A 12,156-nucleotide genomic window follows, 5' to 3' on the forward strand; every position below is an offset into this window, starting at 1 on the left:
CAAGTAATTTTCTCAAAAGACTAAAGGTTTTACTTTAGTCTTTTTTTATTTCAGTGGCAAAACTCGACGATGCATTAATGGAAATCTTTAATGATACTTGCAACTAATGTAACACAAAAAAGCCATGAGAGGGTTTCATCCTTTTCATGGCTTTAATCGTTCAACTAGAATTTTTTAATAATCTTCTTCCTTACACCAACAAAAATTACAGCTAAGGCAATAATCACCAAACCGTATATGGCATTAAGATGGGAAACCTGCTCTTTCTTTGCAGTAATTTTTTCACTTTTAACTGGAACCTTCTTAGGAACTGGTTCTTTGTATTTCAGTGTTACTAACTGGACAACTTGTCCGTTATGATTTTTTATTGATAAATTCCCGTCATTACTTATCTCTTTGATTGTCCCGCTGATTGACTCTGTGATAAGGGTATCCCTTTCAGGATAATATTCTTTATTATCCTTTTTATAAATCTCACCCTGCTTTAATATTTCATGCTGAAAGTTCTTAAAACCATAATTGAACAAAAGAGTCGTATCATCATATTTATCTCTTTGTTGTTCAGAATTCAAAACGACTGCGGTCAACTTTATATTCGCATTTCTAGCAGTAGTAGCAAGCGTTTGTTTTGCTTTGACTGTGTACCCGGTCTTCCCGCCCGTTACTCCCGGGTAAGCAAATTCCCCTTTTAGCATTTTGTGATGTGTTAGGATATTCGTTTTCCAAGATTGCCCTTTCCATTTGAGGACTTTCGTCCCGAAGATTTCTGCAAAAACAGGATTTTTAATAGCATAATTAGTTATAATAGCTAAATCCATTGCTGTCGTATAGTGGTTTTTATCAAACAAACCATTAGGATTAATAAAATGGGTATTATTGACACCAATTGTTGATTTTAAATACCCATTCAAATTAACAGCAAATTGCTCGACACTTCCATCTAAATGTTCTGCAATTGCAACGGCCGCATCATTTCCGGAATTAACGAGCATACCTTGTATCAATTGCTTTAAAGGGACTTTCTCCCCTTCATTTAAATAAACCCTTGTCCCATCTTGTCTCACTGCATTACTGCTAACAGTGACGATGCTGTCTAATTTCCCCTTGTCGATTGCATAAATTGCAGTCGCTATTTTTGTTAGACTAGCTGGGTACATTCTCGTATCAGCATTTTTCGTAAAGAGTACGGCTCCTGTATCTGAATCTAATAGTACAGCTCCCTTACTTTTCAGTTCCAGTGGTCCATTTTTAGCCGCATAAGTGGTTAAATGATTAGTACAAATGAGTAGCAATAGTATAAATACGGATACAAACCTTTTCATTAGATAACACCCAACTTTTACATTATTTCCTATTCCATATTACCAGATTACTTTGCTAAATAATAGTTTAAAAGTGGATATTATTAATGTAGAAAATGAAAAACCGGCAGGTATGCCCCACCGGAAAAGAAATTAGTTTCTTTTTTTCGATATCAATAAAGTTATTTGCGCCATTATAAATAGTAAAGACGAATTCCTTCGGTACGCTAAGTATTTAGGCTCCCAAATATTTGTGTATTTTTGTTTGAATTTGCGCAGACCTTGGAAATGGTAAATAAAGTGTCCATGTAAGAAAATTTGTGCGGCAATTTTTTCACTTAGAAAAGAAAACCTTGATAATCCTACATTCGCAAGTGGGGCCATCCCCATATTAAAGCGGCTGTACCCCTGTTCCTTTGCCCAATCAAATAAACATAGGAAGAGGTAATCAACCGTACCTGATGAGACTTCAGGTCTAAATCTCATTAAATCGACAGAAATGGTTTGATAGTCATCGTAAACATACATAATGCTCATAAAGCCAAGTATTTGCTTTTTTTCATCCTTTACAATAGCAATTGGAGCCTTCTTTAAATAGTCTTCATCAAAGAACCCCAATGAAAAACCCTTCTCAGTTCTCCCGACGAGCCACTCATTAGATATTTCTCTCAGTTCTTCCATTAGCCCACTTGTAAAAGGAGGTTCAACTACTTCAAAAGTATAATTTGCTCGAGCTAATTTATTTCTTAATGCCCGTAAACCCTTCATTTTGTTTCCTGATAAGGAGAACCTTTTCAAATCTACAAACGCCTCTTCACCCAATTTGAAAAAAGCAAAGCCGTGCCCGTGGAGATATGGAAGCATCTCGTCACTGACTTGATAAAAAACAGCAGTAAAACCATGTAAATCGGCTATTTCCTGAAATTCTTCAATGGCATTAGATAATTCATTTTTCTCTCCGATCGGGTCACCGAGAATAACTAACTTGTCTGCATATGGTTGATAAGATATTAAAACATTTTTTTTACTGTTCCAAAAGATAAATTTGTCATGTAAAAAAATTAAGTGGGATAGTACTTTTCCTTGATACTTGGATAAATGAGCAATTATTTCTTCATCACGACCAATCGACCTCTCTAATGTCCACTTTTTAGGCAAACTGATCAAATAGCCAAACAAAAGAATTAATAAGGCAATCACAAGTCCTATTACTGCACTCATAAATAAATCCCGATAATCGACAATTACATAAGGCAAAAGCCTAGTAGGGATCTCAATTTTTGAAATTGGTAAATTGGCATACCCTATTAAGAGATACATTGTAGTAATCATTAAAATAAGGGTAATATCAAAGCCCGTTTTCCCCCAAGTAAGGACATAACTTTCGCGGTAAAATTGACCCTTTGACATTCTAAGTAATAAAGCGACGATAATTAGAAATATGGCTTCTTCATAATCAATCCCTTTAAAAATAGAAAATAAGGCTGCAAGGACTAGGGCGAACATCGTCAACTCATACGCTCTCTTAACACTATATTCAATACCTCTAGATAATCCTAATAACAAAAACCCTGCCGCAACAGATAATTGATGTGAAATGTTAATGATTGGAAACGTTAAAAGCTCCTGAGCTACCTTTAGTCTGGACGTAATTCCCGGAACACTTGCAGATAAAAGTAGGATTAGTCCTGATAAAAAAACCAGCATCGTTAACAAGACATGACTAAAACCTTGGACAATTGCTTTCGGAAGGTCATTCCAGGTTTGATTCCATTTCTCCCAATACAGTTTAACAAAGAAAACCAGACTTAATAGGAAGGGTAAAAAATAATAACCAATCCGGTAAAATAACAGTAAAACAAGCACTTTTTCTTCGGGAACAAGTAACTCTTGCATCCCCCAAATAAACACTAAATCAAAAGATCCCAGCCCGCCTGGAATCATGCTAATTATCCCAGCGCAAGCAGCTACAATATAGACAGGAAATAGACGCTCAATAGTGATTTCTATCCCCAATATTCTGCACAAAATCACAATCGCAAAAAATACTGCCAGCCATTCGAAAATCGATACCAAAATAAGTTTTAAAGTAATACTTGGACTTATCAGTGACTGACTGCCCTTTTGTGACTTAATCATATGTATAATAATAAAAAGCGGTAAATATAAACCTACACCTAAAACTGCAAAATAAAGCCATTTAGTATCAACAAACAGTGGAAAGTTCCGATATTTAATGGTAACAAGCCATGAGAGCACTGATATCCCCGTTAAATAAAATAAGGATACTGAAGCAATAACCCCTAATAGCTTTCGCTTATCCTGTTCGAGTTTATGAAAGAAGTACGTCCGTAGCATTGCCCCTATTATTCCACCAAAGCCGATTAAATTAGAAAAAGAATTCGCAATGAACGATTGTTCTAAAAGGATCCTTAAAGAGACTTTTAATTTTAAAATCCTTACTAATACCACATCATAAAGCAACATCGGTAAAACAGCCACGAAGGTGATTGCTATTATTAATAGAAGAAGCCCGACATTAAGCTGACTTAGTTCATCCTTCAGTAATTCCATATTTAAATTTTTGGTAAACTTTTTCATTTCGATCATTGCAAAGATTAACAGTAACAACGGGAAAATAAATTTTACGATTTTTAAAATCTTTTCTCTTCTAATCCCCAACAAGCTAACCACCTATTTTTTTTAGCTTATTCAACTAAGTCTAATGTTTGACTCAGAAGTCCACATTCGAATTATTCATTTTATTCCTCATTTTACTATAAACTTTTCAACAGGAAAAACAAAGAAATACATTTTCAAAGTTCTAAGTATTTATCCCCATTGTAGACATTTTTTTTACTGTTCAACCATGGAAAATGGACAAGTTCAACGAGAGCATTTTTCAAAAAGAGCACAAAAGTTACACAAAAGAGACAAGTTTCCTAACCTACTAAGCATAAGTATAAAGTAGGACAAATATCCGAGGAGGTATGTAATGAAATTTGTAGTCTTTAAAAAGGAAACAATCCTATTTTTTTTAGCTATTGGTGTTGTACTTTTTTCCCTATCCGCATGGTTTATGTTAAAAGCTGGAGATACAACTGTCTTTAATCAGGAAGGAAAAGGTATCCGCGAAATTCACATGGTTACTGCTGAATTTAGTACAAAAATGAAAAACGGGAAAGAAATGGAGGCTTATCGTTGGGATCCCGGTACAGTTTTCTTGGAAAAAGGGGAAAAGGTGCGGCTAGTTATTAGTGGGATAAACGGCGAGGAGCATCCTTTTTATATAGAAGGTACTAAAATAAAAGGGAAGGTGAAAAAAGGTGAAGAAACGATTGTTCCGCTCCAGTTTGAAAAAGAAGGTACTTATCGATTGATTTGTAAGGTTCATTCCGATCGATCAAAAAATGGTCCAATGATTGCATATATAGTCGTGGATTAAAGCAGGAGATCTTTCTCCAGAAGGCTATCGAAAAACGTTCGATAGCCTTTTCATTAATCCACCTTCTTTAATATTCCACCGCGTTAATTTGTTTTAAATTTATATAATATAAATTGGTTTTTCTACATGTCTGTTGATTGGCGCTCCAGGCGCTTCGCTTTCCGCGGGCGTGCCGGGAAGCCTCCTCGGCGCTTCGCTTCTGCGGGGTCTCCCCTGCCCCGTACTCCCGCAGGAGTCTTCGTGCCTTCCACGCCAATCAACAGAGTGTAATATGCATTTAATACACTCAACTCATAAAAAATTTAAAATAAACGATGAAGTCAATGGATAAACCAAAAGAGTCTAGGTCAATAAGTAGGGGTTATTCTACGACCTACCAAAATATAAAAGATTGCAGCACACAATATCATAGCTGGGTAATGTATGTTGCAATGCTCTAGGTTGTTTTACCTCCCTGTTGATTGGAGCGGAGGGCACTCGACTCCTGCGGGATAGAGAGGTCACTGGAGACCCCGCAGGCGCCAAAGCGCCGAGGAGGCTCCAGGACCTCCCCGCGGAAAGCGAGTGCAGGTAGCGGAAATCAACAGACCATTTCAGAGACAATCAACCAATAAAAAATTGCCAAGAAAAATACCCTTACGCGAAAATCTGACAGGAGATTCTTCTCCTGCTTTTTTATTTGGGTAGTTAGTTCTCCTTGGCTGGTTAATACTATTATTAACTTGTTACAATCACTTTCTTCTTATATAACAGTTTCCGAATTAACCTAAATAATTATAGTACAGTTTTGCATAGATGTTCTAAACTCTCTAATAACCAATCCTAAGATATTGAAAAATACCCCTTTAAATAAGACTTCACAAAACCTTAACAATTAATTACTATTATATGTGCCTTTTTTCACAAATAATCTGTTATACTCTACTCATAGAGAAACTGTTATATAGTTTTTATAAAAAATATGAGGTGAAAAATGATGGAACATTGGAACGGATTTACTAAAGGTGTTTGGTCAAAAGAAGTTAACGTTAGAGATTTTATCCTTAAAAACTTTACTCCTTTTGAAGGAGATGATTCTTTCTTAGCAGGTCCTACTGAAGCAACTACGAAACTTTGGGATCAAGTAATGGAATTAACCAAGCAAGAGCGTGAAAATGGCGGCGTGTTGGATATGGACACAGAAACCGTTTCTACTATTACTTCACATGGTCCTGGATATCTTAATGAAGATCTTGAAAAAATTGTTGGTGTACAAACTGATAAACCTTTTAATCGTTCAATGCAGCCGTTTGGTGGAATTCGCATGGCGAAAGCAGCTTGTGAAGCTTACGGTTATCAATTAAACCCTGAAATTGAAAAGTTCTTTACTGACTTACGTAAAACTCACAATCAAGGTGTTTTCGATGCTTATACTGATGAAATGATGCTTGCTCGTAAAGCAGCAATTATTACAGGACTTCCAGATGCATATGGCCGTGGCCGTATTATTGGCGATTATCGTCGAGTTGCATTATATGGTGTAAACTTCTTAATTCAAGAAAAGCAAAAGGATCAAAAGAATACTAGTAAAGTAATGACTGAAGATAATATGCGTTTACGCGAGGAACTTGCTGAACAAATCCGCGCTTTAAAAGAACTAAAGGAAATGGCTAACAGCTATGGATTTGATATCAGTCAGCCTGCAAAAAATGCTGTTGAAGCATTCCAGTTTGTCTACTTTGGTTACTTAGCTGCAATTAAAGAACAAAACGGTGCTGCGATGAGCCTTGGTCGTGTATCAACATTCTTAGATATTTATGTAGAAAGAGACTTACAAAACGGAACATTAACTGAAGAAGCGGTTCAAGAAATTGTTGACCACTTTATTATGAAGCTTCGTCTTGTTAAATTTGCTCGTACACCAGACTATAATGAATTATTCAGTGGAGACCCAACATGGGTAACAGAATCCATCGGCGGTATGGCAAATGATGGTCGTTCACTTGTAACGAAAAACTCATTCCGATTCCTTCATACATTAGAAAACTTAGGTGCTGCACCAGAACCAAACTTAACAGTATTATGGTCACCACAGCTTCCTGAAAACTTTAAAAAGTATTGTGCCAATATGTCGATTAAAACTAGCTCGATTCAATATGAGAACGACGACATTATGCGTCCTGAATATGGCGATGATTATGGAATTGCTTGCTGTGTATCAGCAATGGAAATTGGAAAGCAAATGCAGTTCTTTGGTGCTCGTGCAAACCTAGCCAAAGCCCTTCTTTACTCCATTAACGGCGGCGTGGATGAAAAATTAAAAATCCAAGTTGGACCACAATATCAGCCAATTACTTCTGAAGTATTAAATTATGAGGAAGTTATGCAGAAGTTTGATCTAATGATGGAATGGCTTGCTGGTCTATATATTAATACATTAAATGTTATTCACTATATGCATGATAAATACAGCTATGAAAGAATTGAAATGGCTCTTCATGATACGAAGATCCTTCGTACGATGGCAACAGGTATTGCTGGTCTATCCGTTGTTGCTGACTCACTTAGTGCCATTAAATATGGTGAAGTTAAAGTAATCCGTGATGAAAATGGTCTAGCAGTTGATTTTGAAACAACTGGTGATTTCCCTAAATACGGAAACAATGATGACCGTGTAGATGAGATTGCTGTTGAAGTTCTTAAGACATTCATGAAAAAACTTCGCAAGCATCAAACGTACCGTGACTCAGTTCATACACTTTCTATCTTGACGATTACATCAAATGTGGTTTATGGTAAGAAAACTGGTAACACTCCTGATGGACGTCGGATGGGTGAACCGTTTGCACCGGGTGCTAACCCAATGCACGGACGTGACACAAAAGGAACATTAGCTTCCCTATCTTCTGTTGCTAAGCTTCCTTACAACTATGCAATGGATGGAATTTCAAATACCTTCTCTATCGTTCCTAAAGCATTAGGTAAAGAAGAAGAAAGCCAAGTACGCAACCTAGTATCTATCCTAGATGGTTATGCCATCAAAGCTGGTCATCATTTAAATGTTAACGTCTTTAATCGCGAAACACTAATTGATGCAATGGAACACCCAGAGCTTTATCCACAATTAACTATCCGTGTCTCTGGTTATGCAGTTAACTTTATTAAATTAACTAAAGAACAACAATTAGATGTAATTAATCGTACATTCCACGAGTCACTATAAGAATAAAACTGGGGCCCTTTAAGTAGGGCTCAAGTTATACTAAGGGGGATCATCATCATGAACGGAAATATTCATTCAATTGAAACATTAGGGACAGTCGATGGACCAGGAATCCGTTATGTGATTTTCACACAAGGCTGCCTATTAAGGTGCCAGTTTTGCCATAATGCTGATACTTGGGAAATCGGCACAGGCAAGGAAATGGCTGTTTCCGATATCATGGATGATCTTATGTCCTACCTCCCTTTTATTCAATCTTCGGGCGGAGGAATTACAGTAAGTGGTGGTGAACCATTGTTGCAAATTCCTTTCTTAATAGAATTGTTCAAGGAATGCAAAAAGAAAGGAATTCATACAACCATTGATTCTTCCGGTGGCTGCTTTTCCCATTCCAAGCTTTTTATCGAGCAGCTTGAAGAACTCTTGCAGTATACCGATTTAGTTCTTCTTGATTTAAAGCATATTAATCGGAAAAAACATATCCAGTTAACTGGTATGGCTAATGATCATATTCTAGAATTTGCTACTTTTTTATCAGACTATCAAGTACCAATTTGGGTACGCCATGTGCTTGTCCCTACTGTTACCGATGATCCGGAAGATCTAGAAAAACTTGGTGAGTTCATTGGTACGCTTAAAAACGTCCAAAAGATTGAAATTCTGCCATATCACAAACTCGGAGTGTATAAGTGGGAAGCGCTTGGACATGAATATCAACTTAATTCTGTTGAACCCCCTAGCGAAGAAAAGGTCGAGTTTGCTTATAAATTGATTACAGCACACTGGAAGGCACCGATCGAACACTGATTCACTTTTGAATCAGTGTTTTTTTAAAAGTAAAAAGGTTTAAGTGGTCATTTTTTCTTTTTACTATTTAGTAATGTCTTCAAAATATGGCAGTAACGCAATTATTAAATTGATTCTTTTTCCTATCTCAGATATACTCATATCATTGACATTTAAGTGAGGTGATAATATTTGTTTCAATTGCTTATTGATAGTTCAGATATCAATGCTCTAAACGCACTATACGTAAGTATCTTTTTAGGAATTGCATTAAAATTATTATGGGCATGGAGTGTGGAATATTCTTTCGTTGGTTCCTTATCTGATCCGGCTAGGACAAATATTACTCACCCTTTAGTTCTTTACCGAAAGAAAAGTTGTTTAAATGGAAGCTTTATTCTGAAAAGAATTTTTATATATTTTCGTAGAAAAGAATATTCTCAGGATGATACCGAAGAACCTATTTCCTCCCTATTCGCTTATTAAATAATTACACAACATTTTAGGAGGAAATATGAAAACAAAACGATCTTCACTATTACTATTCTCACTGCTCGGCTTAACCACATTATTATTATCAGCTTGTTCATCTCAAGCACAAAAAGGAACTAACAATACTGGATTTTTCCAACATTATATTGTCAATCCTTTTTCAATATCTATCCATTCCGTTGCAGAATTCTTTAATGGAAACTACGGCTTGGCAATCATTCTTGTTACTATAATTATTAGACTTCTGTTAATGCCGTTAATGCTCAGACAGTATAAAAATCAAATGGGTATGAAAGAAAAGATGGATGTCTTAAAGCCTGAAATGGACGTTATTCAAACGAAGATGAAAACGGAAAAGGATCCTAAGAAGAAACAAGAACTTCAAGCTGAAATGATGGGCCTTTATAAAAAGCATGGTGTTAATCCATTAAATATGGGCTGTTTGCCATTGATCATTCAAATGCCTATTCTGACTGGCTTCTATTATGCGATTCGCGGTTCACAAGAGATCAAAACCCACGAGTTTTTATGGTTTAGTCTGGGGAATCCGGATATCATTATTACAATTATTGCTGGGGTTATATACTATTTTCAGTTCAAAGTTTCCCAGTCCAATATGCCTTCTGCACAGCAAGCCCAAATGAAATACATGGGATTAATGTCACCTTTAATGATTGTCATGTTTTCTTTTAATGCTCCTGCAGCCCTGCCTCTTTATTGGGTAGTTGGCGGTACATTCTTGATTGTACAAACAATGATCAGCAAAGCCCTTTATCAAACGAATAAGACACCGAAAGTTCAAGTTAAACAAAAATAAATTTTTTGTAAAAAAGAAGCATCATTGGATGCTTCTTTTTTACATCTTCCTACCTAACCAAAGCCCACAAAGAGTAAGTAAAATTCCTATCGTGTAACTGCTAAGCAAATAAATGTAATATAACTTTTTCTTATTTTCCTTATTAAGTTTTACCGCATCAAGCATTAAGGTTGAAAAAGTCGTAAACGAGCCCATAAATCCAATTCCCAACAAAGAATATAGGGACCCCTGTACATGTAAACCGAATAAGAGGCCTAAAAGAAAAGCACCAATTAAATTGACTGTTAAAGTGCCCATAGGAAAACCTTTGTTATTGTGCATTGATTTGCTAATTACAAAACGGCCGATTGCCCCAATAAAACCCCCAATTGAAATAAATATTATTTCTTTCATAGAACGCTCCTCGTACTTTTTACTTGCTCACCAAGTTTCATACCTGCCCTAACGAAAAAGAGTCCCCCTAATAAACTGGCAAATAAATAAAAGACACCAAATATAATCTTTCCTGTTTCAAATAAATGAACCGTTTCATAGCAAAATGTTGAAAAGGTTGTATATGAACCAATGACACCAGTGGTAAGTGCAGTATTCAGATACGGATGAATCTTATTGGAACCCACAAAGTAATTTGTCATAAAACCAAGCAAAAAGGCACCAGTTACATTAATAAAGAGGGTTCCGATTGGAAATTCCTTTCCCCAGATTGCAACTGCCATTACTGATAATAAATAGCGGAACAAACTGCCAGCAATCCCACCCAGTCCAACCAAGAAATATATCAACGGTTACACCCCTAGTTTAAGAATATTTATATATAATCTTTATTATTATTTACATTGAAGGCCTTAGGAAGTCTGATTAATAAATGCCTAACAAAATGTGCCTAGTATTTTTTTCAACTCTGAAGCATCATTTTTAATTGAGTACTTACTTCCTTCCATTCATCACGAAGGATACTAAAAAAGACTGTATTCCTTACGTAGCCATCTGATATGATCCGATCCTTCCGTAATACGCCTTCTTTTATCGCCCCAATTCTAGCTATCGCATGCTGAGATCGTATATTTCGAGAATCCGTTTTTAATTGAACACGAGTAAAGTTCCATACCTCAAAAGCATGCTTTAATAAAAGAAATTTACATTCTGTATTTACTTTAGTCCGCCACACATCAGGGTGATACCACGTCGAGCCAATTTCTACACTGTTATGTCGTGGGAGTATGTCTAGAAATCGGGTACTGCCAATCACTCGATTTTCATTGTTTACAACTGTGAAAGTGTATTCTGTTCCATTATCTCTGGCTTTTAATGCTGAAATTATCATATCTTCCATTTCTTTTTTCGAGCGAACCTTTGTGGCCATATACGTCCAGATTTCATCTGGTTGGGCTGCTTCCCACAAGTCCTCTACATGGTCCATGCTGATTGGAATTAATTTTACTGTTTCCCCTTGTAACGAAAATAGTTCGTCCCACAATTTAGTCATTTTTCTAGCTCCTTTTTCCATAAGAAAAGACTGCGGTCTATGCTCCACAGTCCTGTTTATTTATGCATCCTGGAAATATTCCTTGTAAAAACCGCCTACTTTTCCAGTATTATCAATAATGTAATAAAACTCTTCCGTCTCATTTTTTACATCATAGATTTTTCCAGCCGTTAAGGCATTATTGACTAGAAATTTTTTAGCATCAGTATGAACGCATTTTATTTTCTTAACTGTTTCACGATCACGCCATGATAGATGAATCATTGTTGCCACCGTTCCTTTCGGTCATTGTCCAATTTCTAGTATAATCAATACAAGCACAGTTGTGCAACCAGGGAATAATCAATATTATAAAAATAAAGTCTGTGTTTTAGTTTTTAAATGTGAACGATTTTAAAATTTATTAATTTTTGGTTCTCAAAACGTGTAAAAACCATTACAATTATAAAAACTGAATATTCAATTCATTTTCCGAGGAGGCATTCATAAAATGAAAATTATGAGTAATGAGCAGTTAGTTTTTTCGTATCGGGATGCATTAAAGTCTGACAAGGAAAAAGAATGGATTAAGATTTTAAAGGATGAAATCAAACGGCGTGGATTAAAACCATTTAAAAATCGATAGCA

At 36.0% G+C, this 12,156-nt stretch carries 11 protein-coding genes; 5 read left to right on the top strand and 6 right to left on the bottom strand.

The genetic code is table 11. The features are described from left to right. Positions 1 to 164 precede the first annotated feature (164 nt). Together BDR01S_RS02660 and mprF are read right to left on the bottom strand one after the other, a co-directional pair. A complete protein-coding gene (locus BDR01S_RS02660) occupies positions 165 to 1,322 on the bottom strand; it encodes a D-alanyl-D-alanine carboxypeptidase family protein (RefSeq protein WP_066256603.1) in 1,158 nt (385 codons plus the stop codon). A 132-nt stretch (positions 1,323 to 1,454) separates the two neighbouring features. Next, positions 1,455 to 3,983, bottom strand: a complete 2,529-nt coding sequence (mprF, locus tag BDR01S_RS02665) for a bifunctional lysylphosphatidylglycerol flippase/synthetase MprF (protein WP_066256606.1) — start codon at positions 3,981 to 3,983, stop codon at positions 1,455 to 1,457. Positions 3,984 to 4,296: 313 nt separating this feature from the next. Between mprF and BDR01S_RS02670 the strand changes: the two genes are divergently transcribed. From BDR01S_RS02670 to yidC, 4 genes are all read left to right on the top strand, one after another. Beyond that, entirely contained in the window at positions 4,297 to 4,746 is a 450-nt protein-coding gene (locus BDR01S_RS02670) for a cupredoxin domain-containing protein (protein ID WP_066256608.1), read from the top strand. A gap of 976 nt (positions 4,747 to 5,722) precedes the next feature. Next, on the top strand, positions 5,723 to 7,948 hold the full coding sequence (pflB, locus tag BDR01S_RS02675) for a formate C-acetyltransferase (protein ID WP_066260190.1): 2,226 nt from the start codon (positions 5,723 to 5,725) through the stop codon (positions 7,946 to 7,948). Between the two features lie 57 nt (positions 7,949 to 8,005). Then, complete coding sequence (gene pflA / locus BDR01S_RS02680; protein ID WP_066256611.1) at positions 8,006 to 8,755, top strand: pyruvate formate-lyase-activating protein; 750 nt, start codon at positions 8,006 to 8,008, stop codon at positions 8,753 to 8,755. Between the two features lie 493 nt (positions 8,756 to 9,248). Then, entirely contained in the window at positions 9,249 to 10,043 is a 795-nt protein-coding gene (gene yidC, locus BDR01S_RS02690; protein ID WP_066256618.1) for a membrane protein insertase YidC, read from the top strand. A gap of 39 nt (positions 10,044 to 10,082) precedes the next feature. On the opposite strand, the gene BDR01S_RS02695 is transcribed toward yidC, so the two are convergent. From BDR01S_RS02695 to BDR01S_RS02710, 4 genes are all read right to left on the bottom strand, one after another. Continuing rightward, a complete protein-coding gene (locus BDR01S_RS02695) occupies positions 10,083 to 10,436 on the bottom strand; it encodes a fluoride efflux transporter FluC (protein WP_066256621.1) in 354 nt (117 codons plus the stop codon). After that, positions 10,433 to 10,825, bottom strand: a complete 393-nt coding sequence (crcB, locus tag BDR01S_RS02700; RefSeq protein ID WP_066256623.1) for a fluoride efflux transporter CrcB — start codon at positions 10,823 to 10,825, stop codon at positions 10,433 to 10,435. The genes BDR01S_RS02695 and crcB overlap by 4 nt, the downstream gene beginning before the upstream one ends. A 113-nt stretch (positions 10,826 to 10,938) precedes the next feature. After that, complete coding sequence (locus tag BDR01S_RS02705; protein WP_066256628.1) at positions 10,939 to 11,529, bottom strand: GNAT family N-acetyltransferase; 591 nt, start codon at positions 11,527 to 11,529, stop codon at positions 10,939 to 10,941. A 60-nt stretch (positions 11,530 to 11,589) separates the two neighbouring features. Then, the gene (locus BDR01S_RS02710) at positions 11,590 to 11,793 is read right to left on the bottom strand and encodes a DUF6501 family protein (RefSeq protein WP_066256629.1); all 204 of its coding nucleotides are present in this window, start codon (positions 11,791 to 11,793) and stop codon (positions 11,590 to 11,592) included. Between the two features lie 226 nt (positions 11,794 to 12,019). On the opposite strand from BDR01S_RS02710, the gene sda reads away from it, so the two are divergent. Further along, positions 12,020 to 12,154 carry a sporulation histidine kinase inhibitor Sda gene (gene sda, locus BDR01S_RS02715; RefSeq protein ID WP_066256632.1) on the top strand — a complete coding sequence of 45 codons (135 nt, stop codon included), beginning with the start codon at positions 12,020 to 12,022 and terminating at the stop codon, positions 12,152 to 12,154. Positions 12,155 to 12,156: the final 2 nt, after the last annotated feature.

The sequence above is a fragment of the Neobacillus drentensis NBRC 102427 genome (assembly GCF_001591445.1).
In the GTDB taxonomy this organism is placed as follows: domain Bacteria; phylum Bacillota; class Bacilli; order Bacillales; family Cytobacillaceae; genus Neobacillus; species Neobacillus drentensis.